Genomic DNA, 26,259 nt, shown 5'->3' on the forward strand with positions numbered 1-26,259 from the left:
ACGTGTAATTTTGCTTGTCTAACTAACGCGAATACTAACGGCTTTTAATAGTGAAAACCGTTACTCGCATAACTTAAAATCGTTAAGCACTATGTCTTGGTTTAAACGAAAAGAAAAAGGAATTCAAACCTCTACGGAGCAAAAGAAAGACACACCCAAAGGGTTGTGGTATAAATCGCCAACAGGAAAAATTGTTGATGCTAAAGAATTAGAGCAAAACTTTTACGTGAGTCCTGAAGACGGTTATCACGTAAGAATTGGGAGTAACGAATACTTCAAAATCTTATTTGACGATAATAAATTCAAGGAATTAGATGCTAAATTAGAATCTAAAGATCCTTTGAAATTTGAAGACACTAAAAAGTATCCAGACCGTTTAAAAGCGGCTCAAGAAAAAACCAAACTTCAAGACGCTGTTCGTACAGCCGTTGGAAAATCTAAAGGAAACGATTTAGTCGTTGCCTGTATGGATTTCTCATTTATAGGAGGTTCTATGGGATCTGTGGTTGGCGAAAAAATAGCACGAGCTGGACAATATGCTTTAAAGAAAAAAATACCGTTCATGATTATCTCCAAATCTGGAGGTGCACGTATGATGGAAGCCGCTTTATCCTTAATGCAATTGGCAAAAACCTCGGTTGTTTTGGCACAATTAGCAGATGCTGGCATACCGTATATATCTTTATGTACAGATCCAACAACCGGCGGAACAACCGCCTCTTTTGCCATGTTAGGCGATATTAATATTGCAGAACCAGGTGCTTTAATTGGATTTGCTGGACCACGCGTAGTTCGTGATACCACAGGACAAGATTTACCAGAAGATTTCCAAACATCGGAGTTTTTATTAGAACACGGTTTCTTGGATTTTATTTCACACCGTAAAAATTTAAAAAACAAAGTGAACTTATATATTGATTTAATTGCCAATCAGCCATTAAGAGCATAATTAGGGTTACTAATTAGTAGCTAATGCCCTAAAAAACAGCGTGGGACTTTTTCAAACAAAAAACGGCTGAATAATTAAAATTTACTATATTTGCAGCTTGAAAGAAAAACTTTCATATACATAACAATCATTTACAATAATATTAGAATGTATTTATCAAAAGAAGAAAAGCAAGAGCTTTTCGCAAAACACGGTAACGGAAAAACCGATACTGGAAGCGCAGAAGGCCAAATTGCATTATTTACACAACGCATCGAGCATTTAACACAGCACTTAAAAACGAATCGTAAAGATTACAATACGGAGCGTTCATTAGTAATGTTAGTTGGTAAGCGTCGTGCATTACTAGATTACTTAATTAAGAAAGATATCTTAAGATATCGTGCTATTATTAAGGAATTAGGATTAAGAAAATAATCACATTTAAGAGGCTTCGCGCCTCTTTTTTGTTTTAAACATAACGCAATCGTAAGCGTATAAAATTCGTAAATAAGAAGCTAGATCCCGAAATAAGTTTGGGACTAAAGGTTTTTCATTGGTCACATACACACAACAACTACAACAACACAACGACCATTGTTTAATTAGAATTAAAAATTTATGATTCCAAAAGTATTTAGAGAGGTCATTGACCTTGGTGATGGCAGAGAAATTTCCATCGAAACAGGAAAATTAGCAAAACAAGCTCACGGTAGCGTTGTTGTGCAGTCAGGAAAATGTATGTTATTATGTACAGTTGTTTCCAACTACGAACAAAAAGACCTTAATTTTTTACCCTTAACGGTAGATTATCGTGAAAAATTTGCTGCTGCAGGTCGTTACCCAGGAGGCTTCTTTAAAAGAGAAGCAAGACCTAGTGATGGCGAAGTATTAACCATGCGTTTAGTAGATCGTGTTTTACGTCCATTATTCCCAAAAGATTATCATTCTGAAACACAGGTGATGATTCAATTAATGTCTCATGACGAAAATGTTATGCCAGACGCTATGGCTGGATTAGCTGCTTCTGCTGCTATTCAATTATCCGATTTACCTTTTGAATGTCCAATCTCTGAAGCACGAGTTGGCCGTATTAATGGTGAATTCATTATTAACCCAACATTGGCGCAATTAGCAGAATCTGATATTGACATGATGATTGGTGCTTCTGCTGACTCTGTAATGATGGTGGAAGGTGAAATGGATGAAATTTCTGAAGAAGAAATGGCAGATGCTATTAAATTTGCCCATGAAGCTATTAAAATTCAATGTGAAGCTCAAGTAAGGTTAGCTGAAGCATTTGGAAAAAAAGCCGTTCGTGAATATGAACCAGAAAGAACCGATGAAGATTTAGAGAAAAAAGTGTATGACATGGCTTACGATAAAGTGTATGCTATTGCAAAAGCTGGATCGGCTAAACATGAAAGAAGTGATGCATTTCAACAAATAAAAGAAGATATTAAAGCCACATTTTCTGAAGAAGAATTAGAAGATTACGGCGGATTAGTATCTGAATATTACCACAAAGCTGAAAAAGCAGCTATTCGTGATTTAACCTTAAATGAAGGATTGCGTTTAGATGGTAGAAAAACGGATGAAATTAGACCAATTTGGTGTGAAGTAGATTACTTACCATCTACACACGGTTCTGCTCTTTTTACACGTGGAGAAACACAAGCTTTAGCTACAGTAACTTTAGGAACATCTAGAGATGCTAATCAAATAGATATGCCATCGCAAGAAGGTGAAGAGCGTTTCTATTTACATTATAACTTCCCACCATTTTGTACAGGTGAAGCAAGACCAATTCGTGGAACTTCTCGTAGAGAGGTAGGTCATGGTAACTTGGCGCAACGTGCTTTAAAAGGAATGGTACCAGATGAAAGTCCGTATACTGTACGTATAGTTTCAGAAGTATTGGAATCTAACGGCTCCTCTTCTATGGCAACTGTTTGTGCAGGAACTATGGCACTAATGGATGCTGGTGTACAAATGATTAAGCCTGTATCTGGTATTGCTATGGGATTAATTTCTGATGCTGCTTCTGGTAAATATGCTGTATTATCTGATATTTTAGGTGATGAAGATCATTTAGGAGATATGGATTTTAAAGTAACAGGAACTGCAGATGGTATTACTGCTTGCCAAATGGATATTAAAGTAAAAGGTCTTTCTTATGAGATTTTAGTAAATGCATTAAAACAAGCTCGTGAAGGCCGTTTACATATTTTAGAAAAACTAGTTGAAACAATTGCTAAACCAAATGCAGAAGTTAAGGAACATGCTCCAACTATGGTAACCAGACGTATTCCTAACGAATTCATTGGGGCTTTAATTGGACCTGGTGGAAAAGTGATTCAGGAAATGCAAAAAGAAACCGATACAACCATTGTTATTAACGAAGATCCTGTAACGGAAGAAGGTATTGTTGAAATATTAGGCGTTGGTAAAAAAGGTATTGATGCGGTTATGGCAAAAATTGATGCTATTCTATTCAAACCTACAGTTGGCAGCATATATGAAGTAAAAGTCATTAAAATGTTAGATTTTGGTGCCGTTGTGGAGTATACAGATGCACCTGGAAACGAAGTGTTATTACACGTAAGCGAATTAGCTTGGGAACGTACAGAAAATGTATCTGATGTGGTAAACATGGGCGATGTTTTTGATGTGAAGTATTTCGGGATAGATTCTAGAACACGTAAAGAAAAAGTATCGCGTAAGGCTATTTTACCAAAACCAGAAGGGTTTGTAGAAAGACCACCAAGAGACGACAAACGTTCAGGTGGACGTGATAACAGAGGTTCTCGTGACAACAACAGAGGTCGTGATAATCGTCGTGATGACAGAAAACCAAGAGACGACAAGAAGGACTAATAATTCTTTTTATAATCTATATATAAAAGCCTATTCAAATTAATGAATAGGCTTTTTTTATTTAAAATGTTTACCAAAAGCCAATTGGAGAATGCCATAAATAAAATTATCTTTACGTTGTAACACATTTAACCGAACCAAGAAAATAAACAATTTGAAAGTTATATTTGAGAATGTAGTTTCTATTTTTACCAATTAAAAAATAATTTGAAATACCAAAAGTATATTAATCCATTTAAAATACACATTATGAGAAAAAGCATATTATTTATCGTTTTAGCGTTAGTTAGTAATGTCTTCTTTGCACAAGAATCGAATTCTAGTAATTCTTTCTATATTAATATCTTTATAAATCAGAACAAAGATGTTAGAGTAGAATCTAACCTCGTAACAATGAATGACATTGGAGATGAAGTAAAAAATCTTATATATAATCATCGGTTCAAAGTAGATGAGAAAATAACTTATAGGATTTATGCCGACAAAGACTTGGATTTAAGTTACATAATGGATACTGAACAAAAAATATTAGAAGCATACAGTTATAACGTAAAAAGAGAAAGATATCTTTTAGAAACCGTAAAAATGAATATAGATGGTCCGAATTGGTTAGAAAAATTAGATGGTTTTGATATTAAACCCAAAAAAGGCTAATTGAGAAATAAAAAACGTGTTACAACACTATGTATATTAAATGCTTGTTTTAATATTTAATTAATAGGAAGTGCATGTTTGCTTTAATCTGATTTTCGGAACGAAAATCCTCTGATACAAATTCGCATTATTCTTAAACATAAACATTGTAGTTGATGCGAAAAACCTGCATATGAAAATAATATTTATAGTTATTGGAATTATTATTCTGTTTATACTTTACAGATATTTTGCATTCAAAAAAGAAAGCGCAAAAACTCACAAGTTGAGATTTGCTAGAATTAAACCACTTGTCGAAAAATTAGAAAACAAAGAAAAAATAAAAGAAGAAGATGTTTTGAATTATGCGAAAGATAATAAGACTCGTGAATTGACTTACCAAATACTATCTAAACATAATAAAACGGAGCTGTTCCCTAAAGAATATTTGACAATTGAAAGTGGTGCAGAAAGCAAAATGGTCAATTGGCTTGAATTTCCAACTGAATTAGACAAAGTACCTGATGACATAAAACATCTTGAAAAAGTAAAAATAAATTTTGACGGGAATAATGTATATTATCACGTATTTAGGTATATGACAAATAAACCACATTGGGCTGCGGAAAATGGATGGATGCTCGGTGTCGTTGGACCATATTTTGACGATAGTAAACCATATGATTTTCCAGCAGCAACATTTAGCAGATGTAGCAGTAAAGTTGGGGAAATTGACCCGAAAGATGAAGTTAAATGGGTTCACGAAAATATTGCGCTGAAAAGAAAATAAAGCACTTCTTACAACCACACACATAACCTATTGCAAGTTATAACCTAGTAACTTAAATCCTCTCGGATTTTCACTCAACGAAATCATAGCCTAATCCAATTGGAACCTCATATAAGTTATAGCAATACAAACCCCTTAAACCATGCAGTTTATAAGCCTATTTCCGATTTGGAAGTAAAACCAATGTGGAATTAAACTAGATTTTAGATGAATACTTTTGGATCATCTGCAATAGTTTTCGCGTATCAAAAGGTTTGGCAATAATATCATCTATTCCGGATGCTATTGCCGTATCATAGACTTCTTCTCTTTCAAAAGCTGTTAGAGCAATTATTGGAATTTCAATCCCTTGTTCTCTAATAAGCTTTGTGGTTTCATAACCGTTAATTTTTGGCATATTGATGTCCATTAATATAGCATCATAAGTGGTGTTCTTTAACAGTTCCAAAGCCATAAAACCATCATCGGCAATTTCACATGTATAATTATTATTTTCCAAAAGCTTTTTAGTAACCATTTGGTTTATCTTATTATCTTCCACCAAAAGTACTTTTAAACCAAACTCGTCCAATAAGGGATTATCCGTTTTATTTATGGGCTTTTCTTGGATGTCCTTTTCATACGCCAACGGAATTGTAAATTCAACCGACGTACCAATGTTTTCTTCACTTTGTAATGAAATGGTTCCTTTAAATAATGTTACCAAATTTTTAACGATACTTAAGCCTATTCCTGTACCTTGATAATCATCCTCTTTTCTATTAATCTGGACAAATTTCTCGAAAATTTTATCTTGATATTCTAATGGAATTCCAACACCAGTATCTGAAATTGTAAAGCAAATATAAACTAAATGTGCCTCTTGGCTTTCCAACTTTGCTGTAATGGTAACCGTACCATCGGTAGTAAACTTTAAAGAATTACTTACTAAATTGATAATAATTTGAGATAATCGGATAGAATCTCCTAAAACAAATTGTGGTATTTTAGAGTCCACCTCGACCACAATTTTATTGCGGTGTTTTTTTGGCAATTACCATAAGTGAATCCTTAATGGTATATAGCTTTTCTTCAATATCAAACAGGTTATTATCCAAAACCACCCTATTTTCTTCAAATTTATGAACCTTTAAAACATCATTAACTAATGCTAAAAGGTAATTAGCAGAAAATTTAAGTGCTTTTAAATGCGGGCTATTTTCTAGTTCTTTGTGCTCGGTTTCAATAATATCTGTAATCCCAATAACGCCATAAAGTGGCGTCCGTAATTCGTGGCTAATGGTAGAAACAAACTGCGTTTTTAAAAGCGTGGCTTCCTCAGCTTTTTCTTTGGCTACCAATAAAGCCTCGTTGGCATGTGTTAATTCTTCATTAGTAATTTGTCGTATTTTATTCAATTTAAATTGATAATACAGCAGTAATAGTGTGGCTAAAAAAACGACAATTACTAAAATAGATAGCAATTTTAGATTATTAAATTTTTGATCTTGAATTTCTTTTTCGGCCTCTACTTTCCCAATTTTTTGTCTTAACAGTCTAATGTTTTCATTCTGTTCTAAATCTTGTAGTACTTTTTGTAAAGAGTCTGATTTATGAGCAAATTTTTCAGACTTATCAATGGCATTGGTTTTTTTGTAAAAATCCGTTAGCAATTGATAAATTTCTAATTCGTGCGAATTAGGAAAGTTTTTGGCTTTTTGAAGACAAATTTCATAGGCTTTTAAATAATTTTCTTCTGCTAAAGCATAGAATTTGTGCCATTCATGGTAGTTTCCTGTTAAGTAATAATAATAGTATTTTAGCTCGCTTTCCGCTTCAAATTCATGTAAATGCGGCTTTATTTCAAGTAATAAAGCTTGAGCTTCTTCATAACTTTCAATGCTAATATACGTAGTTGCCAAATTTACAAGGTTGTATAAATATTCAACCTTGCTTATATTTTCAGAGTGATTTATTGCCTTTAAATAATATTTTATTCCGGTTTCAGTGTCCTTTTTATTAAAAGCGTATAAATTACCAAGGTTGCTATAAACCCAACTTAAAATTGTGTCATTTTGTATCTTGGTTGCGTAAATAAGCGATTTATTAAAATAGTCAATAGCATTGCCATCATCAGCTACTTGGGAGAAGTTTAAACCTATTAAGTTATGGCTATCTGTCTATTGTCATTATGCTTAAGTGCTAAAGAAAGTGCCTTTTTAGCTTTTTCTAAAGATTTATCATATTCAGAAGAATTAAAAAACACTCTTGAAGAGTCAATAAATCTAGTAATTTCTTTATCTACACCTTTTTTTTCGTTGTTTAATTCCTGGCCAAAAGAAAAAGACAAATTAAAAATAAATGAAAATATTAAGAATATATTTTTAGTAGTTGGAATCATTTCTAATCCTAATTTGGGACTTACAAAATAAAGCCTTTTTTTCAGATAAAACGTCGTTAAAATCCGATAAAAGTAAATATTCAGATAGAAATAGGCAGAAAATAAAAATATATTTTGCTGCTTTTGGTTCCAACCTGCTAAAACGCCGTTTTTTTCTTAAAAAAATACTAAAAAGGGTCTAAAGTTAATTTCTGGTCGTACATACCTAAAAGACATTAATTTTAAACAACCCCAAAATACATGGCTCTAAAAAGTACACGCTCGTCAAAATCGCAACAAATCAAAATAACAAACCTTCAAAAATTAAAAGCTTTTTTAAGCCAAACATTTATTGGAAGTGATAAAACCCAAAACGTTTATAATAGGATTACATTAATTAGCACGTTGGTGTTTATTGCTATGGGTGTTTATTTATTTACCGTTTTTCATAATGATTTTGAGCAATTTAATGCAGACCGTAGAAGCTCCATTATTGGTTTAACATTTATGATTACAGCCGGAATTCTATTTATATTTAAAGTCTTTTATGTCATTTTTATGGCATATAATTATTTTAAGTATCGCGCTGTGGAATCTGTTTCGGATGAAGAATTACCAACAGTTACCATAATCGTTCCTGCCTATAACGAAGGCAAACAAGTTTGGGATACCTTAATGAGTTTGTCTAAAAGTGATTATCCCCAAGATAAAATACAGCTTTTAGCTATTGATGATGGGAGTTTAGATGATACTTGGGATTGGATGGTGGATGCCAAAAAACAGCTTGGAAACCGATTAGAAATCCTTCAACAACCAGAAAATAAAGGAAAACGTCATGCTTTATATCGTGGGTTTAATTTAGGTACTGGTGCTATTTTTGTAACTGTGGACAGTGATTCTGTTGTAGACCAAAACACCTTACGTAATTTGGTTAGTCCGTTTATAACCGATGAAAATTGTGGTGCAGTAGCTGGTAATATTCGTGTTTTGAATAATAAAAAAGCCATGCTTCCAAAAATGCTGGATGTGAGTTTTGTAATGAGTTTTGAATTTGTCCGTTCTGCCGAAAGCAGGTTAAATTCCGTTTTATGTACACCTGGCGCATTGGCTGCTTATAGAAACACCGCTGTTTTTAAGTGTTTACCCGATTGGATTAACCAAACATTTATGGGACAACCGTCAGACATTGGCGAAGATCGTGCCATGACGAATATGATACTAAAACAAGGTAAGCATGTACTATTTCAGCGAAATGCTGTTGCGTATACAAATGTTCCCGAAGAATATCCTGGGTTATATAAAATGTTTATAAGATGGGGACGCAGTAACGTGCGCGAAAATATTAATATGGCAAAATATGTGTTCACCAATTTTAAAAATGAAAGTAAGTTTGGAACGCGACTGTTATTTATTAGTCAATTCTCTAGAATTATCATGACATATCCATTCGTGCTATTTATGTTATTCTTTGTTTTAATGCACCCTTTATTATTTTTGGGTTCTACCCTATTAAGTATTTTAGTAACCTCAACATTTTCGGTTTTATTTTATGCACATCGCTACGAAATAAAAGAATCTTTTTGGGCATATACCTATAGCATTCTTTATACATTTGGTCTGTTTTGGATAGCACCTTATGCTATTGCAACAGCAAGTAGACGTGGTTGGTTAACACGCGGATTAGCAGAAAAAAAATAATAGATTCTAGATTAAAAACATCAAGCCTTACAAGAAATTGTAGGGCTTTTTTTTGGCACAGCCTTGTGATCACTTGATCAAAAACCAGTGAATTCCCGACAGCCTGTCACCTTTTTGTCAGTTTCAACAAAATTACAAAATACATATTTCGCAACAAATATTTGGTTTTTTTATGAATTCACTAAACATTACCCCTAAAACACATGTATATAGGATTTTTTAAAATTAACTTTATTATTCGGGTCTTCCGTATAGTCCTTGTACACTACACACCAATTAATAATGATAATCAACACCTTACAAAAACATGAAAGTATTAGTAATTGGAGCAGGAAATATGGGATTAACGTATTCCGAAGGTATGGCGGCATCGTCTCTTTTAGGAAAACACAATCTGAAGATATATGATACGGATCCTAAAAAAATTACAAGATTAAATAAAGAACCACATTTTGATGTTTACGATAATTTAGAAGATTGCTTACCAAAAGCAGATATCGTCTTTCTTGCCGTAAAGCCATACCACATTGAAGATTTATTTAAAACCATGGCACCACAAATTAACGATCAACAAATATTTGTGTCGCTAATGGCTGGTGTAACTATAGACACGATTAAAACCCAACTCGGTGCAACTAAAGTAGTACGGGCTATGCCAAATTTACCAGCAAAAGTTGGAAAAGGTGTTACATCTTATACCGAATCTCCTGAAGTATCTAAAGTGGAATTGATTATGGTTCGGAATTTATTAGATACCACAGGTACATCTATTCATGTGAATACCGAAAATTTCATTGATGCCTCAACAGGTATTTCAGGAAGTGGTCCAGCTTATGTATTCTACTTCATGCAATCTATGTTGGATGCAGCCTTAAAAATGGGCTTCTCCGCTTACGACTCTAAAGTATTGGTAAGCAACACTTTTGAAGGTGCCATTGAATTATTTAATCAATCAGATATTTCACCAGAAACATGGATTAGTCGCGTTGCAAGTAAAGGCGGAACAACACAAGCAGCCATTGACTCCATGGACGATAATAATGTAAAACAACTCATTCAAGATGCAGCTTATGCCGCATTTGATAGAGCAATAGAATTAGGAAAAGAAAAATAAAATGATGGACGACGACATTAAGCGCGTAGTAGTAAAAGTAGGAACAAACGTATTAACCAATAAGGACAACCGAATTTTAGGACCTGTTTTAAGAGAATTGGTTCGCCAGATAGCTGTGCTTTATGAGCGCGATGTTATGGTAGTTCTAGTTTCTTCAGGTTCGGCAATTGCTGGAAAAGAGGTTCTAGGTAAAATGAGTCTCACGGATAAATCTATTAGACGGCAAGTTTATTCGGCCGTTGGTCAACCAAGAATGATGCGTCATTATTATAGCCTTTTCCATGACTATGGTATGCGCTGCGCACAAGTTTTAGCAACAAAACGCGATTTTGACCCTGGCAAACACCGTGAAAATATGATTAATTGTTATGAAGGCCTATTATCTGAAGGTATTGTGCCAATTGCCAATGAAGATGATGCCGTTTCCATAACCATGTCTATGTTTACTGATAATGATGAGTTGGCTAGTTTGGTAGCAGAATTAATTGATGCAGACCGTTTAATAATATTATCAGATACGGATGGCCTTTATACTGGGCATCCAGATGATGAAGATTCCATAAAGATTAATGAGGTTTCGTTTAATCAAAATGTGGAACAATACGTAAAAGCTTCAGGTAAAAAAGAAGGCGAAGGTCGTGGTGGTATGGCATCCAAATTACGAATTGCAAAAGGCACAGCACAAAAGGATATTCCAACATACATTGCCAATGGAAAACGAGCAAACGTAATTGTTGATATTCTTGACAACAAGGAAGTAGGAACCAAATTTATTCACTAAAAACAACACACATGGAATTATTACATACAGATAAAAAAAATGACGTTTTAAATGCAATGATTAAAATTATTGATCGCGAACGAGACAACATCATTAAAGCCAACAAGCAAGATTTAGATGCTTTTGATAAAGATGATCAAGCCTTATACGACCGACTAGTGGTTAACAACGCTAAAGTGGATGGTATGATTCAGGCTATTAAAGAAGTACGCGAACAAGACGACCCTGTTGGTGCCACTATTTCAGATATGACGTTGGATACTGGTTTACAAATTACCAATAAAACGGCTCCATTTGGGACAATTATGATTATATATGAATCCCGACCAGACGTTACTATTGAAGCTGCTGTTTTAGCGTTTAAAGCCAACAATAAAATTTTACTAAAAGGTGGAAAAGAAGCTATTAATAGTAATCTCATTTTAGAAAAATGCTGGCATGAAGCATTAGAAGAAAATGGCTTATCTAAAGATTGGATTAAACTATTGCATTTAAAGCGTGAAGAAACACAGGAATTTTTAAGAAACCCAACAGAGAAAATCGATTTAATTGTACCTCGTGGTGGCGAACGTTTAATTAAGTTTGTAAAGGACCACGCTACCTGTGCCGTTTTAATTTCAGGACGTGGTAACAACTTTTTATATGTTTCTAAACATGCGGACTGGGAAAAAGCCATTAAGGTGATTATTAATGCAAAAACTGATAAAATTTCAGGGTGTAATGCATTAGATAATGTACTGATTGATAAAAACATTTCTAATTACGAAACAAAAGTGATTGAACTCCAAAAAACATTAGAGCATGTTGGTGTATCGTTAGTTGTGGATAAAAAAATAGGACAGATTTTAACCAAGGAAACCCAAATACCAAACGAAGATACCTGGTACGAAGAATTCCTAGCCATGAAATTACTCGTGGCTGAAGTGAATGGATTAGATGAAGCCATAGAAACCATAAACAAATATTCTGGAGGACATTCCTCCACCATAATGACAGAAAACAAAAACGAAGCGGCCACTTTCATGCAGGAAATAGATAGTGCTGCGGTTTACCACAATGCTTCTACCCGATTTACAGATGGTGGACAAATGGGTGTTGGCGCCGAATTAGCCATTAGCACAGACAAGTTACACCACCGCGGACCATTAGGTTTAAAACAATTGGTAACCAATAAATATTATGTATTTGGCGATGGCCATGTACGCGTTTAAGTAATAATTTAAACATGTTACAAACGGCATTGGTTAAAACTGATGCCGTTTTTTTGTTATACGATATGTAAGAATGTAAACACATAAATTAGACGTTTACTGGCATGACAACAGCCTAGAATATTATAAAAAAGGCAATTTTATTAAAAATTACACCTTACTATGGATAGGCTTTTTTTCTTATCTTTAGGTGTAACATATTAATACACAAGCATGAACGCCATAACTCTAGAACCATTTACACATAATGCAAAAAGCTGCATTGCCATAAAATTTGCTTATAATTTTGAAACAAAAGAATATATAAAAAAATTTAAAGGAGTTTATTGGACAAAAACACATAGAACATTTTATATTTATTATGATGAAGTTAGACTGGAGGATTTTAAAAACCACCTTAAAAAATCAGGTATACGGCTTTTAGAAAAACAAAATGAAAGGAGTGTGCCACGTTATAGCAAGGGTTTTAAATTAGAGCTAAAACCTTTAAATCAAGAAAAAACGCTAGTTTATCGACATTTTTTAACATTCCTTAAAGGTAAAAGATTTAGTGCAAGTACAATAGCTTCGTATGGCGGATTTATACTCGAATTTTTGCGCTTTACAGATTCCAAACCGGTAAACAACCTCAACGAAAATGACGTGAGGCACTATATTGAATGGGCTGTAGAAAAATTAAATTATGCCATTAGCACACATAGACAAATGGTAAGTGCCTTTAAGCATTTTGCTTATTTTTATCCAGCGTGCTCCATAGATACAGATAAAATTTTTATGCCTAAAAAAGATAAAAAATTACCTGTTATTTTAAATATTGAAGAAGTGCTACTTATATTAAAAGCGACTAGAAACTTAAAGCATCGTATTACAATAGGCATGCTATATGGATCTGGATTACGAATTGGAGAAATTATAAACCTAAAACTTTCTGATTTTGATTTTAATCGGAAATTATTACATATACAAAATTCAAAAGGCAGAAAAGACAGATATACAACCATAGCCGAAAGTTTATTTCCATTATTAAAAAACTATTATTCCGCCTACAAACCAAAAACATACTTTATTGAAAACCCAAAAAACGGTAAATATAGTCCGGAATCAATTCGCTCTTTTTTAAGGAAAAGTACTAAAGCTGCGGGAATAACAAAACATGTCACACCTCATACACTGCGGCATAGTTATGCCACGCATATGTTGGAACAAGGAACAGATATTCGGTATATACAAGAGCTTTTAGGACACAGCAGGCCAGAAACCACTATGATTTATACGCAGGTTACAAAAAAAGATTTACAGCAAATAAATAGCCCTTTGGATACTGCTGTAAAAAAATTATCTTTACGGGATAACGGTAACTCAAAACTTACTATATCCTGACATATTTACGGGATATAAGTAATAAAAGTTACTATATAACGAGTTAGCCACAAGTTGAACAGACCACCGAAAATTAGTGATAAATTCAAATTTTTAGAATTTTAATGAACGAATTTCAATCCGAATATATAACTGAAACTGAAAAATGAAATTCCTGATTAACAAACCGCATCTGATTTTTTTACTCGCAATTCCGATTATAATGCTGATTGGAATTTTGAGCGGAGACGCTGTATTCGATATAAATGTTCACGACACTTACTATATAATTGCTTATTTACATTTAGCAACGTTGATTTCAATACTTTTCGGAATAATTGGAATTGGATATTGGTTTATGCTAAAAGCAAACAGAAAGCTATCCAAATGGCTGAATTTGATTCACATCACGCTGACTTTTGGTGGAATTTTACTCATATGGATTTTGGCGCAACTTTTCCGAGAATCAATAATGGAATATAATTTTAATAATAATCTGACTTTAGCAATATATTTAATAGGTTTAATTGCTATTTTCGGACAGATAATTTATCCGATTAATATTATAAGCGGAATAATTAGAAAACGGAATAAAACCAGTGGCTAACACCGTATAAAAATAATTGCGGTTTTAGTGCTTAATCAAAGGTCGTTGCGTGTTTGTAACGTCTGATTTTCCTTCGGAAAATCCTCGCATACAAACCCGCAACTATTCTTATACATAAACGTTGGCATTAATTTGACAGAACTGCCTCAAACTGAATAAAACAAATAATATTATTATCAGAAAATAAAAAAACTGAATGACAAAACCTACAACGAACAAAATCTTAATAACGAACATTTTAATTATAATTCTTGCATTTCTTGCGGACAAATTCTGGACTGAATTAGGACTAACAGAATCTGATAATATTTATTTTGCATTAGTTGGAATAATAATATTCGGAATAAGCATTGGTGGAATTTTTGTCGGAATTAAAGAACGGAAATCTAAAGGAAATAAAACTCTGATTGGATTAATTGGAAACTCTATTCTAACTTTACTTTTCTTAATTGCTTTCTTCTATATTGCTCTGACAATGGAAAGATAAATGAATGATGGCTGAATTGAATCTCAATAAAAAAACTATTACCAACACCTAATATGACAATTAAGGAGAAGCACGAACAAGCGGTTATTGAATACAACGATTGTTCAAAAGAAATAATAAAATTAAAAAAGAAAATTCCGTTTTTTATCGGAGTTGTTTTAGTACTTCCCTTTTTTCATCCTTATATTCCTGGAAGATGGGGTCGTCCACCCTTAATTGAAAGAATGGAATATCACGAAGCCGTAATATTTGGTTTTATCGTTATGTCAATAACACTTTCAATTTTTTATTCTTGGAAAATGGATAAACTGAAAAAAAAATTGCGTGAATTAAAATTAACAAAGCATCTGACAGAAAATAAATTGAATAAGTGAATAAAAACTAATGCCAACACCGTGTATAATTAATGGCTAGTTCGAGCTTGCTTACGAAAATCCTCGCGGATTTTCTATTCGGTTTTTATTTGCTAAATTAGGTACTTAAACACGCCACTAATCATACACAAACACGTTGTAAGTAATGCCGAAAAACCCAGAAACCAAGTGAATAAAACAATATTTGAAATTACCAAAATGGATTGTCCTTCAGAGGAAAATCTTATCCGAATGAAATTGGACGGAATTTCAAGCATTGCGAATTTGGACTTTGATATTCCGAATCGAAAATTGACCGTTTTTCACAGCGGAGAAATTGACCAAATCGAAAAGTCCGTTATCGAATTGAATTTAGGTGGAAAAAAAATCTCAACGGAACAAACCGACCGAACGGAATTTAAAGAAAACGAAAATCAGAAAAAACTACTTTGGTCTGTACTTGCCATAAATTTTGCTTTTTTCATTATTGAAATGACAACAGGAATTATCTCAAAATCTATGGGACTTGTTGCCGATAGTTTAGATATGCTTGCGGACAGTTTTGTGTACGGAATTAGTTTGTTTGCGGTTGGCGGAACAGTAATAAAGAAAAAACGGATTGCCAAACTTGCTGGATATTTTCAAATAATACTTGCGATTATTGGATTTGTAGAAGTCTTGAGAAGATTTTTCGGAAAAGAGAAACTTCCCGATTTTTCAACAATGATTATCGTTTCGATTTTTGCACTTATCGCAAACGGAATTTGTCTTTACATTTTGCAAAAGTCAAAAAGCAAAGAAGAGGCACATATGAAAGCGAGTATGATTTTTACTTCGAATGACGTGATTATCAATTTAGGAGTTATAATCGCTGGACTTTTGGTAAATTGGTTAAGTTCGAGCAAACCTGATTTGATTATTGGAACAATCGTTTTTATTTTGGTAATTCAAGGAGCGTTTAGGATTTTGAAATTAAGTAAGTGAACTAAAAAAGCACTACTTACAACAACGTGTATAATTAATGGCTGGTTCTCGCCTACTTACGAAAATCCTCGCGGATTTTCTATTCGGTTTTTATTTGCTAAATTAGGTGCTTAAACACGCCACTAATCATACACAAAACCGTTGTAGCACATTAGAAAAACAATAAAAATGAGTACAAATAACCAAGGAAATGACACCTTCAATTTAGGCTCTGAACCACCAATAAATGAAAATTTTGTTCAGAACAAGATAAAGCTTGAAACTAGTCTTTTAGAGAATAAATATTTTAGATGGATAATTAGTATCGGAGTAGCCTTTATCTTTTTAAAGGTTATTGATACTGCTGCCGAATTAAAATATATACAAGGTCAACAATCCGCTTTTGACAAGACAATCAATACACTTTTTGATACAAGGGACAGCCAATTGGAAGATCTACAAAAAGAGAAAACTGAATTAGAAAAAAAGCTATTGGACTTGGATAAAACTAAACTTGAAAACGAAAAGCTTAAGTTTGACAAACTAAAACTAGAGGAACAAATTAAAAAAAATAAATAATGGGAATTTCAATTGGAAATATAGATTTAGGCAAAGCAGTTCTTGAGTTGGAATTTCAAACAAAACTAAATTCAAGATTAATAGAATTACTTCTAAATTCAGAAAAACCTGCGGGATTAACACAACAAAGAATAGACGAAATTAAAGAAGAAATAGCTGAAAGTATTAATCAAAAGTACGGAGAAGAAGTATTTAAAAAAGTAAAATAACGTGCTACAACACCGGCTATAGTTCATTGCTTCTGACTTTCCTTTCGGAAAGTCCTCGCAAATTTGCTATCTTCGGTTTACGGCGGAAAATCCTCGCGGATTTTCACGCAACGAAACCATAGCCAAACACGTTGCCAACCATTTGAACTCACTCATATGCTAAAATGAATCCAGAATATAAAGAGCTTGCCGAAAAAGTAATTGATTTCTTTAAAAAATCAGAAAAGTCAAAATTAATTCCTGCGACTGACTTAAAACATCTTTTACCTGACAATAATATAGCTGAAAAAGTTATATATCCTTTAGAAAAAGACTTCGGACTTATTGAACGTTGCGGAAAATATGCTTTTAGATTAACCAATAAAGGTTGGGATTTCACTTCTTTCTCTAATTTTAAACAAAGTTCTGATTTCATAAACAATGATTTTAGTAATTCAACGATCGGGCAATTTAATCAAGCGGATTTTTTAAAAAATAAGAAAACCGAAATAAAACAGACTATCCAACCTAAAACAAACGAAAAACAACAAAACGCAATAATTTCATTTATTGAAAAATTTTGGTGGCAAATATTAATTCCTTTGGCTATTGGAATAATATTAATATTAATTGAAAAGGGTATAATTGACATTGGAATTTGATTTTTAAAATTAATAATCTGAATAAAAAACGGTTGGCAACACCGTGTAAAAAAAATTGCTATTTTAGGCTTTTATTAAGGTCATTGCTTTTTTGTTAGCTTCTGATTTTCCTTCGGAAAATCCTCGCACACAAAACCGCAACTTTCCTTACACATAAACGTTGTGCTTCATTATCACAAACCGCTAACCAATGATAAAATTCTTTAGAAAAATTAGACAAAACTTACTAATGGAAAATAAAACTGGAAAGTATTTTAAATATGCCATTGGAGAAATTGTGCTTGTGGTAATCGGAATTTTGATTGCATTACAAATTAATAATTGGAATGAACAACGTAAAGAAAATATAAAAGAACAAGCTATATTAAAAAGGCTTCAAAAGGAATTTATATCTAATAAAAATCAACTTCAGGAAAAAATAGATTTTAGAATTGATATTGTTAAAAATTGTGAGTTACTATTAAATTATTATAATGAACCAAAAAATGGTACACGCAACGACATTATAAATAATCTCACGAGTCTTCAACCATCAACTTATGACCCTATTAAAAATGACCTAGTTAGTTCTGGAAATATCGAAATTTTAAAAAATGAAAAGTTAAAGCAATTACTGGTTAATTGGAGTACCGACGTTATTCAGCTTCAAGAAGTAGAACAGATGTACTTGAGGTATTATGAGCAAGGTATGTCTTATTTAAATGAAGCAGGTCTACAACGTGATATGGCATATGCCTTTTGGGATCGAGGACCTTCAAATTTATTAGTGAAAAAAGAAATTATTAATAATCCAATACCTGGATTGTCAAGGCTTAAAACAAAAACAAAAGATGAGCTGTTAACTGACCCAAAATTAGAAGGTATCGTGGCTTGGTCACTAAACTATAATATGTTTAATAATGAAGAATCTGAAACTTTAATGAATAGAATAAATTTTATTCTCGAAGTTTTGGATTCAGAAATAAAAAAATAACGAAAGCACAACAACGTGTATAATTCATTGCTAGTAAAGGCTTACTTACGAAAATCCTCGCGGATTTTCTATTCGGTTTGTATTTGCTAAATTAGTTGCTGAAACACGCAACGAAATCATACACAAACACGTTGTGGTTAATTTAAGAGCCGACACAATAAAACATTATACTTAAATTTTTGATATGCAAAAGTTACTAATCATTATATTAATCTCAAGTTCCTCTATCGGATTTTTTAATATGGAAAACCAATCCGATAAAAGAATATTCAACGATACAGAATCTAAATTAATTGGAAGTTGGTCAGCTATGGAACTAATTAGTGAAGGGAATAAAGGCTATTTACGATTTGTTAAACGCAAAAAAATCAAAAAAAAATATTCAAGCATTAATTATCAATTCAAAGAAAACAAATTGGTACTTTGGCAAATGACTTCTGCTATGTGTGGAGATAGCGAACTTAAAAAAACTAGAAAAGCAAAACCTCAAAATGGTATAGCTGAATGGAAAATTTCTAAAGACTCTATTTTGGAAATAAAATATAAAAATGAATCTGAAACTTATCATTTAGAAAAATATAAACTAAAAGAAATTAATGAATCTGAATTACTTTTAGAGATACTAGAATTTTAGAAACCTACATTATTTATATAATAAAAACTAACCACAACACCGTGTATAATTAATTGCTTTTTTGAGCCTACTTGCGAATATTCCTTCGGAATATTCACGGGTTCGTAAATGTTTGCTAACTTAGTTGCTTAACCACGCAACTAACCATACACAAACACGTTGTATGCAATTAAAACAATAGAGATGGAGATAACCGATAAGGATATTGAAAAACTTGACTTTATTCTAAATCGAATGGTCGAGACTGACTGGTTGGTTTCTGCTAATGATTTACACAGAGAGGGTCTTTACGACGAATACAAAAATAATACAGAACTTATAGAAAAAGATTTTAAGTATTTATTAAGCGTATTTGATAAAATGAATATTGGTATTGTTTCAATGACAGCCGATGCAGAACATATAAACATCAATAGTGATGCTATAATTTTTCATAGAAACGGTGGTTTTAAAAAATATAAAACAGAAAGACAAGATAAAATAATGTTGGAAACCATTAATAGGGTTGATTCTGATTTTGAAAAACAATTAGATAATAGAATAAAAGAGCTAACCGCAGAAAATCTTGAATACCAAAAAACACAAAGAAAGAAAGACGAAAAAATAAAACAATTAACTAAAGATAATTTAAGACTAGGTAATTGGGATATTAGGTTTAGATGGTTGTTTTATATTTTAAGTGCAATTATTGGTTTTATAATAAAATGGCTTATTGACAAGTAATAATGTATTTTATGGAAAGTATAATAAACGTTATAAAAATACAATATGTTAGAAACTGAAATATTTTACCACCAATATATTCGATTAAATAAAATAAATCTGACTTAAAAAAATAACTGACCCTACTCTTGTGTGAATCTGACTTATTACTCATAACTAAAAATTTAAAATACATGAAATGTTTACTTTACATCGACAATGAAAACAAAGAAATAGAATACGAAATAGGAGAAAGCATTAGAGTTGGCGACCATTTTCCAATAAACGGAAAAGAATATACTGTTTCCAACATATTACTTGATTCAAATCAAGAATACCCTATTGTATATTTAAAACAGTAGTTTTATCTACTTTAGCCATATTTTCCTCTATTTTTTCTTTTAGTTTAAAAAGGACAAACTTAACATGGTATTTATGACCTTCGGTAGCGAATGAATCGAATTTAGGTATTTCTATGTCATAAATCTTTTTAATAGATTCATTAACATACTTTTGTTTTGATTTTAGTAACTCAATATCTTTTACAGCCATAAACCGATTAAATAACTGCATAGAACCAAACAAGCAATTCAAATATGGAAAATTTTAATTTCACACCAGATGAATACAAAGAAGCTAATATTGATTTATTGATAGATATATTAGCAACTAATATGGATATTTTAGATAGATTAAATGCTACTCACGAATACGAATATCCTCCGAATTACGACCATGATAAAAACCGTGTTCAGATAATTGAATATTTATATATGAAATATGGCTCAATGAAAAAACCTTTATCGGATATTTTAAAAAACAAAGGAATAGATAAAAAGAAATAGTCTTATCTGTCTTTACTTTTAACAATTTCATAAAACCAAACATATAATCTGATTTAAAATAACTGCATACAACAATGTATATAAAAAATGCTTACTTTGTGTTGTTCCTATGCATAGTGCAACTTTAGTTTATTTGTTCCCTTACGAAACATCGGATTAATATATTCGCACTTTTCATATACTAAACCGTTAGCAACAATGCCCAAAAACGACAATGAGAGAAATATTTAGTAACAGAGAAATTTCTATTATAATCTGGCTTACTATTTTTTTATTGTTGGCTTTTACTAAAAAGGGTGTTCTAAAATCTTTCGGACATTTAATCAAAACTTTTTTTCAACAGAAAATAATTGACATAGTTCTATTAATGATAATTTATGTCGAATTAATTGTTCTCGGACTTACTTTAATCGGATTTTGGGAATTATCTCTTTTAAAAGACACAATTCTTTGGACTGTATTTGTTGGTTTCCTTTTGTTAATGAAAATGAGTAAAATAAATTCAGAAAATGGATATCTGAAATCTATTCTTAAAGACAGTGTAAAAGGAATTATAATAATTGAATTTATTGCGAATTTTTACAATTTCTCATTAGTCGCTGAATTAATTCTAATTCCTATTATGACAGTTGTTGGAGTTTCCCAAGTTTTCACTCAAGATAAACCTGAATACAAACCTGTCGAAAAGTTATTTAACGGAATCACTTCTCTATTTGGAGTTATCGTACTTACTTATACTATTTATAGAATTTCACGAGAATTTGGAGAATTTGCGAATTTACTTACTTTGAAAAGTTTTCTGAATCCAATAATTCTGACTTTTTTATTTATTCCTTTTCTTTATTTTGTTGCTATTTGGTCTCTCTATGAAAATGTGATTTTAACATTAAGTAGACGTCTCAAAAAGAAAAAACACAAACGATATCTGAAAAGGAAAATGTTTAAACAATTTTGGTTTAATAGAACAAAACTAAAGGAATTTCATAAGAAAATGAGATTTGAACCAATAATGAATAAAGAAGATATTAATCGGATTTTAAAAACATACAATGAAAAAAAATAAAGCACAGTTGCTAACACCGTGTATAATTAATTGCTTGGTTTTAGCCTACTTACGAAAGTCCTCGCGGACTTTCTATCTGTGATTTATTTGCTATCTTTATTGCGTAAACCACGCAACTAATCATACACAAACACGTTGGCAAACATTTTGCGCGTGCCAACAATTTCAAGACTTTTACGAAATTCTGTGCTTACTTGCTTCAGAAAAATACGTTGGAATTTAAAGCTGAACGTTAAAAAATATTACACTGGAATTTCTTACTCTTGCGGAACGTTACGCACGAATTTCGACTTACCCAACTTCGGTTCTTTAATTCAAAATTATAGCAATCCTCAACTTTTGGATGATAAGCGGAATGGCAAAACGTACGGCTGAACTGTTCGCAATTTTAAAAAATTGAAATTAGTTGTTTAAATCAATCGATTCTGATGTCACGAAATTTCGGCCGAAAATCAAAACTGATGCTCTTTGCGGAAAAAAACGGAATAATAATTTGAAGATTTTTTTGACATTTAAGTAAAAGACGAAACAACGTACGAAAAACCAAAGATCCTATAAATACACAAAGGAGTAGTTCGTAAAAGAAAAAACGTTAGCCAACAATGTATATAATTTATAGCTGCTTCTTGCCTACTGTCGAAAAACCTCACGGTTTTTCTATTTCGGTTTTTATTTGTTAACTTACTCGCTTATAACACGCAACAAATCATATACGAGACCGTTAGCTTTAATGCTGGAGCAAGTTTATAGAATCAAAGGTCTTTTTTAATAGACTAAAACCTTAAACAGAAAAAAACATCAAAAAATGAATGAATTATTAAAATTTGGAATATAAGCTGTTACTGCTCTTTTTGCACTCGGAGCTGGAGCAAAACTTGGACAAGATGCTATTGAACACGGAAAAAAGGTAAAAACTAATAAAAAAGAAGAAAATGGCGGAAAATAAGAACTGGTTACAAAAGAAAGCAAGTGCAATAGAAAATAATATTAAGAATTTAGATGACGACTTTTCAAAAGCACCACCATACAAAGGTGGAAAAAAAGCCGGTAGTTTTATTAGTGGTCTAATAGATATTGTAGTTGATGCAATAGCACCAAAAAAGTGAATTTTGAATTTAGCAAGTGACGGAATTGCTCACTGAAAATCTGAATTATAAATATTACGGAATTTGAATAAGTTTGCGGAATACAAAACATCTGAATTTACTCAAAATCTGAAAATAACTAACTGAATAAAAAGCACTAAAAGCTAACAACGTATAAAAATAATTGCGGTTTAATGCTTAATCAAAAGGTAGTTGCGTGTTTGCTACATCTGAATTTCCTGCGGAAATTCCTCGCACGCAAACCCGCAACTATTCTTATACAACCACGTTGGGTGTAATTTGGAAAACTTACCAATTTTTGGTACTTTTGAGTAAATATTTGAATTATGAGTAAGAACACATCAATATCACTCGGAAATTATTTTGACCAATTTGTGAGCAGCCAAGTCTCTGCTGGACGATACAAAAACATAAGTGAAGTAATTAGAGCTGGACTACGTCTTTTAGAAAACGAAGAAAGTAAAGTCATTGCTTTGAGAAATGCAATCCAAGAAGGAATTGACAGTGGGATTGCACACGATTTTGACCCAGAAAAACATCTTCAGGAATTAAAAGCTAGACATAAAAAGAATGGCTAAATATGAACTGACCAACAAAGCTGTTGAAGATTTAACTGGAATTTGGGAATACACAATTGAAAAGTGGTCTGAACAACAAGCTGATAGATATTATAACTTGTTATTAGATAGTTGTCAAGACATTGCTAATAATCCTGATTTAGGAAAAAATTACGAGGGAATAACCAATGACTTATTCGGACTTAAAACAAGCCGGCATATCATTTTTTACCGAAAACGAATTAACCTACCGATTGAAATTACGAGAATTTTACACGGACAAATGGATTTAAAAAATAGAATAACCGAATAAAAAAACTACACCCAACAATGTATAACCGCAATTACGGCGGATTCGACTACGTCCGAATCCACTCGGAATTGCTAACGTCAGTTCTTAACCGAAAATCATTATCTTTAATCCCGTAACTGACGGTTATACGAGACCGTTGGGCGCAATTTAAAAAACCAATGAAAGTCAATGAAAAAAAACTTGATTGAATGATTATATACAAATCGAAAGATTAAATTTGTCGAATTAAAAAAAATATAGACACTTTATGAGGCAATTCATTCAAAATAAATATTTTCTACTCATCTTTATTGCTATAATCTGGGGTTCTTCTTTTATACTCATAAAAAAATTACTACCAGTATTTGACCCATATCAAATCGGAGCTTTTAGGGCAGGATTGTCAGGCTTGCTTTTGTCATTTATTGGATTCCCAGCTTTGAAAAGAATGTCAAAAAAGGATGTTTTTTGGATTGCTCTATCAGGATTATTTGGTAACTTTTTAGTGGTCTTTATTTTTCCTATTGCACAACAAGGCGTAAGTAGCTCATTGGCAGGCATCATAAATGCATTAGACCCAATATTCACACTCGTTTTAGGAGCAATTCTGTTTGGAATCAGAAATAAAGTTATTCAATATGCTGGAGCAATAATTGGATTTATAGGTGCGATCATTTTAGTTTACTCTTCCAATTCAGGAAATGGCGAAAATCATCTTTATTATACGGTTTTATTGGTTATAGGTTCGGCACTTTATGCCGTTGCCGCACTCATTATTGAAAAAAAATTACATCACATAAAATCGACAGATATATCAACAGGTATTTACACTATTTGGATGGTGCCGTCTCTTTTAATTTTAAGTTTTACAGGTTTTTTTACAGACATTGATTACAGCCAAAATGAAACTTTAACGGCTCTAGGCTATTTAGTCTTTCTAACCGTCATTAGCACTACTTTGGTAATGTTTTTGTTTTTCAAGCTTGTTCAAGATACCTCTGCAGTTTTTGTAAGTACTATTTCACTTTTATTACCAGTCGTTGCGGTAATTTGGGGCGTTTTGGACAAAGAGAAATTTACAGTTTGGTATGCAATCGGTGGATTATTAATTTTGATTAGTGTATATCTCATTAGAGAAAAGAAAAATAAATCATTGGAAAAAGAATAAAAACTGCGCCCAACAACGTATATAGCTCATAGCTAATGAGTTGCTTGATCGAAGTAAAGGCATATTTGCAAGTCCGCCAAATTTTTTAATTTGGCTTATTGAAAAAAAGGTAATAAGAAAATTAAAAAATTCGGCTCGTGCTTAACCGAATAGTTATCGCTAATTTGCACGCTACGAGCCATATACAGAGACGTTACAGCACATTATGACGAACATCCGTAATAGAATTAAAAACTTGGAAAAAATAAAAGTTATTGACCAAAATGACTTATTCCAATTTGACCATTTGACGGATGGTGAAATAAGTTTATACGAGAGTTTTTATTCCTTTTTTTATAAATTATTGGACGAGTATTCAGATAAACATCAATTAAAACCTATTCATTTTTACATTGACAATTATAGATTTTGTTCTGCATCCGCAACATTCTCGAAAGGAAATTATTTTATGAAAATCAGTTGCGCATATCCAAAAATGATTTCAGACAAGTTTAATCGACTGTCAATATTTGAGAAACCAAGACTTTCATCAAAATATAATTCATTAATAGAACAGAAGAATTTTAATGTAAATAAATTTTTAACAACCTGTTCAATGACTTTTACTTTTCATCACGAGTTTAGGCATTTAATTCAGTCTGATGAAAAGGAATTTGAATTTTCTGAAAATACTTCGAATAAATTCGATTTTAACAGACATTTACACGAATTCGATGCTGATAGAATTGGTTCCAGAATGGTAATGGATTACGTTTTTGATGTTTATGAAAAGCTTGAGAACAAAACCAAACGAAATTTAGAAGACCTGTTTTTCCTTGCCCTTGGAAGTATTTCAATTACTTTTCTTTTGCATTACTTCAAAGTTATGAACCAGAATGGACAAATAACTTTTACGGAAATTGATGATAATTTTTACCTTGAAGAAAAAACTCATCCTCACACAATAATAAGACTTGCGAATATAATCGAATTTTATAGCGATAATGTTCAAGAGAATTATGGCCTAAATATTACGTTTGTTGACTTTTTAAAATATCCGTTTGAAATCGCAAACCTGTATTTTTCAGAACTGTTTGGACAAAATTCAAAACTTCCAAATGCTATTTATCAATACTTTGAACAATTTGACAAAAATTTAGATGACATCAATGAATATAATAAGAAACTATATGACGGAGTTATGGAACACAAAACATTGTCGAAAATAATTGCGAAAAATAACGTGCTGTAACAACGTATATAGCTCATAGCTAATTAGTTGATTAATCGAAGATATGGCATATTTGCAAGTCCGCCAAATTTTTTAATTTGGCTTATTGATAAAAAAGAT

Annotated in this window: 32 protein-coding genes; 29 read left to right on the forward strand and 3 right to left on the reverse strand. The window is 32.1% G+C overall.

Annotation, left to right across the window (positions count from 1 at the left end):
• Positions 1-91: 91 nt before the first annotated feature.
• The 5 genes from accD (at position 92) to GMA17_RS10130 (ending at position 5,228) form a co-directional block, all read left to right on the forward strand.
• Positions 92-949 (forward strand): acetyl-CoA carboxylase, carboxyltransferase subunit beta, encoded by an 858-nt coding sequence (gene accD, locus GMA17_RS10110; RefSeq protein WP_248395644.1) that lies wholly within the window; start codon positions 92-94, stop codon positions 947-949.
• A 147-nt stretch (positions 950-1,096) separates the two neighbouring features.
• Positions 1,097-1,366, forward strand: a complete 270-nt coding sequence (gene rpsO, locus GMA17_RS10115) for a 30S ribosomal protein S15 (RefSeq protein WP_248395647.1) — start codon at positions 1,097-1,099, stop codon at positions 1,364-1,366.
• 183 nt (positions 1,367-1,549) lie between these two features.
• Complete coding sequence (locus GMA17_RS10120; protein ID WP_248395650.1) at positions 1,550-3,805, forward strand: polyribonucleotide nucleotidyltransferase; 2,256 nt, start codon at positions 1,550-1,552, stop codon at positions 3,803-3,805.
• Between the two features lie 249 nt (positions 3,806-4,054).
• Positions 4,055-4,459 carry a hypothetical protein gene (locus GMA17_RS10125; protein WP_248395653.1) on the forward strand — a complete coding sequence of 135 codons (405 nt, stop codon included), beginning with the start codon at positions 4,055-4,057 and terminating at the stop codon, positions 4,457-4,459.
• A gap of 172 nt (positions 4,460-4,631) precedes the next feature.
• Positions 4,632-5,228: a hypothetical protein gene (locus GMA17_RS10130; RefSeq protein WP_248395656.1), complete on the forward strand. Its 597-nt coding sequence runs from the start codon at positions 4,632-4,634 to the stop codon at positions 5,226-5,228.
• Between the two features lie 196 nt (positions 5,229-5,424).
• On the opposite strand, the gene GMA17_RS10135 is transcribed toward GMA17_RS10130, so the two are convergent.
• Together GMA17_RS10135 and GMA17_RS10140 are read right to left on the reverse strand one after the other, a co-directional pair.
• Complete coding sequence (locus GMA17_RS10135) at positions 5,425-6,225, reverse strand: response regulator (protein ID WP_248395659.1); 801 nt, start codon at positions 6,223-6,225, stop codon at positions 5,425-5,427.
• Between the two features lie 13 nt (positions 6,226-6,238).
• A complete protein-coding gene (locus GMA17_RS10140; RefSeq protein ID WP_248395662.1) occupies positions 6,239-7,129 on the reverse strand; it encodes a HAMP domain-containing sensor histidine kinase in 891 nt (296 codons plus the stop codon).
• 246 nt (positions 7,130-7,375) lie between these two features.
• Between GMA17_RS10140 and GMA17_RS10145 the strand changes: the two genes are divergently transcribed.
• The 17 genes from GMA17_RS10145 (at position 7,376) to GMA17_RS10225 (ending at position 20,260) form a co-directional block, all read left to right on the forward strand.
• Positions 7,376-7,639 carry a hypothetical protein gene (locus GMA17_RS10145; protein ID WP_248395665.1) on the forward strand — a complete coding sequence of 88 codons (264 nt, stop codon included), beginning with the start codon at positions 7,376-7,378 and terminating at the stop codon, positions 7,637-7,639.
• Positions 7,640-7,848: 209 nt separating this feature from the next.
• Entirely contained in the window at positions 7,849-9,285 is a 1,437-nt protein-coding gene (locus GMA17_RS10150; RefSeq protein WP_248395669.1) for a glycosyltransferase family 2 protein, read from the forward strand.
• Positions 9,286-9,592: 307 nt separating this feature from the next.
• The gene (proC, locus tag GMA17_RS10155; protein WP_248395672.1) at positions 9,593-10,399 is read left to right on the forward strand and encodes a pyrroline-5-carboxylate reductase; all 807 of its coding nucleotides are present in this window, start codon (positions 9,593-9,595) and stop codon (positions 10,397-10,399) included.
• A gap of 4 nt (positions 10,400-10,403) precedes the next feature.
• Positions 10,404-11,180, forward strand: a complete 777-nt coding sequence (gene proB, locus GMA17_RS10160; RefSeq protein ID WP_248400640.1) for a glutamate 5-kinase — start codon at positions 10,404-10,406, stop codon at positions 11,178-11,180.
• 11 nt (positions 11,181-11,191) lie between these two features.
• Positions 11,192-12,391, forward strand: a complete 1,200-nt coding sequence (locus GMA17_RS10165) for a glutamate-5-semialdehyde dehydrogenase (protein ID WP_248395675.1) — start codon at positions 11,192-11,194, stop codon at positions 12,389-12,391.
• Positions 12,392-12,604: 213 nt separating this feature from the next.
• Entirely contained in the window at positions 12,605-13,771 is a 1,167-nt protein-coding gene (locus tag GMA17_RS10170) for a tyrosine-type recombinase/integrase (protein WP_248395678.1), read from the forward strand.
• 145 nt (positions 13,772-13,916) lie between these two features.
• Positions 13,917-14,357 carry a cbb3-type cytochrome c oxidase subunit I gene (locus GMA17_RS10175; protein ID WP_248395681.1) on the forward strand — a complete coding sequence of 147 codons (441 nt, stop codon included), beginning with the start codon at positions 13,917-13,919 and terminating at the stop codon, positions 14,355-14,357.
• 196 nt (positions 14,358-14,553) lie between these two features.
• A complete protein-coding gene (locus GMA17_RS10180) occupies positions 14,554-14,844 on the forward strand; it encodes a hypothetical protein (protein WP_248395684.1) in 291 nt (96 codons plus the stop codon).
• Positions 14,845-14,897: 53 nt separating this feature from the next.
• Entirely contained in the window at positions 14,898-15,218 is a 321-nt protein-coding gene (locus tag GMA17_RS10185; RefSeq protein WP_248395687.1) for a hypothetical protein, read from the forward strand.
• A 168-nt stretch (positions 15,219-15,386) separates the two neighbouring features.
• Positions 15,387-16,181, forward strand: a complete 795-nt coding sequence (locus tag GMA17_RS10190) for a cation transporter (RefSeq protein ID WP_248395691.1) — start codon at positions 15,387-15,389, stop codon at positions 16,179-16,181.
• A gap of 168 nt (positions 16,182-16,349) precedes the next feature.
• Complete coding sequence (locus GMA17_RS10195; RefSeq protein WP_248395699.1) at positions 16,350-16,739, forward strand: hypothetical protein; 390 nt, start codon at positions 16,350-16,352, stop codon at positions 16,737-16,739.
• Entirely contained in the window at positions 16,739-16,948 is a 210-nt protein-coding gene (locus GMA17_RS10200; protein WP_248395702.1) for a hypothetical protein, read from the forward strand. The genes GMA17_RS10195 and GMA17_RS10200 overlap by 1 nt, the downstream gene beginning before the upstream one ends.
• Before the next feature lie 164 nt (positions 16,949-17,112).
• Entirely contained in the window at positions 17,113-17,589 is a 477-nt protein-coding gene (locus GMA17_RS10205) for a hypothetical protein (RefSeq protein ID WP_248395705.1), read from the forward strand.
• Between the two features lie 229 nt (positions 17,590-17,818).
• On the forward strand, positions 17,819-18,562 hold the full coding sequence (locus GMA17_RS10210) for a DUF6090 family protein (RefSeq protein WP_248395708.1): 744 nt from the start codon (positions 17,819-17,821) through the stop codon (positions 18,560-18,562).
• A 184-nt stretch (positions 18,563-18,746) separates the two neighbouring features.
• Complete coding sequence (locus GMA17_RS10215) at positions 18,747-19,196, forward strand: hypothetical protein (RefSeq protein ID WP_248395711.1); 450 nt, start codon at positions 18,747-18,749, stop codon at positions 19,194-19,196.
• 183 nt (positions 19,197-19,379) lie between these two features.
• Positions 19,380-19,919, forward strand: coding sequence for a hypothetical protein (locus tag GMA17_RS10220; RefSeq protein WP_248395714.1), 540 nt, complete (start codon positions 19,380-19,382; stop codon positions 19,917-19,919).
• Between the two features lie 173 nt (positions 19,920-20,092).
• Positions 20,093-20,260, forward strand: a complete 168-nt coding sequence (locus GMA17_RS10225) for a hypothetical protein (protein WP_248395717.1) — start codon at positions 20,093-20,095, stop codon at positions 20,258-20,260.
• Here the strand turns inward: GMA17_RS10225 and GMA17_RS10230 are convergent.
• A complete protein-coding gene (locus GMA17_RS10230) occupies positions 20,238-20,492 on the reverse strand; it encodes a hypothetical protein (RefSeq protein WP_248395720.1) in 255 nt (84 codons plus the stop codon). The genes GMA17_RS10225 and GMA17_RS10230 overlap by 23 nt on opposite strands.
• A gap of 2 nt (positions 20,493-20,494) precedes the next feature.
• Between GMA17_RS10230 and GMA17_RS10235 the strand changes: the two genes are divergently transcribed.
• The 7 genes from GMA17_RS10235 (at position 20,495) to GMA17_RS10265 (ending at position 26,160) form a co-directional block, all read left to right on the forward strand.
• Positions 20,495-20,743 carry a hypothetical protein gene (locus GMA17_RS10235; protein WP_248395723.1) on the forward strand — a complete coding sequence of 83 codons (249 nt, stop codon included), beginning with the start codon at positions 20,495-20,497 and terminating at the stop codon, positions 20,741-20,743.
• Between the two features lie 214 nt (positions 20,744-20,957).
• Entirely contained in the window at positions 20,958-21,806 is an 849-nt protein-coding gene (locus GMA17_RS10240; protein ID WP_248395726.1) for a hypothetical protein, read from the forward strand.
• Positions 21,807-22,738: 932 nt separating this feature from the next.
• On the forward strand, positions 22,739-22,912 hold the full coding sequence (locus GMA17_RS10245; protein WP_248395729.1) for a hypothetical protein: 174 nt from the start codon (positions 22,739-22,741) through the stop codon (positions 22,910-22,912).
• Positions 22,913-23,238: 326 nt separating this feature from the next.
• The gene (locus GMA17_RS10250; RefSeq protein WP_248395732.1) at positions 23,239-23,490 is read left to right on the forward strand and encodes a type II toxin-antitoxin system ParD family antitoxin; all 252 of its coding nucleotides are present in this window, start codon (positions 23,239-23,241) and stop codon (positions 23,488-23,490) included.
• Positions 23,483-23,782 carry a type II toxin-antitoxin system RelE/ParE family toxin gene (locus GMA17_RS10255; protein WP_066757883.1) on the forward strand — a complete coding sequence of 100 codons (300 nt, stop codon included), beginning with the start codon at positions 23,483-23,485 and terminating at the stop codon, positions 23,780-23,782. The genes GMA17_RS10250 and GMA17_RS10255 overlap by 8 nt, the downstream gene beginning before the upstream one ends.
• Positions 23,783-24,029: 247 nt before the next feature.
• Entirely contained in the window at positions 24,030-24,929 is a 900-nt protein-coding gene (locus tag GMA17_RS10260; RefSeq protein WP_248395735.1) for a DMT family transporter, read from the forward strand.
• Between the two features lie 235 nt (positions 24,930-25,164).
• Positions 25,165-26,160 carry a hypothetical protein gene (locus GMA17_RS10265; protein ID WP_248395738.1) on the forward strand — a complete coding sequence of 332 codons (996 nt, stop codon included), beginning with the start codon at positions 25,165-25,167 and terminating at the stop codon, positions 26,158-26,160.
• The last annotated feature ends 99 nt before the right edge of the window (positions 26,161-26,259 follow it).

This window comes from Bizionia sp. M204, from assembly GCF_023205095.1.
Classification (GTDB): Bacteria; Bacteroidota; Bacteroidia; order Flavobacteriales; family Flavobacteriaceae; genus Algorimicrobium; species Algorimicrobium hallyeonense.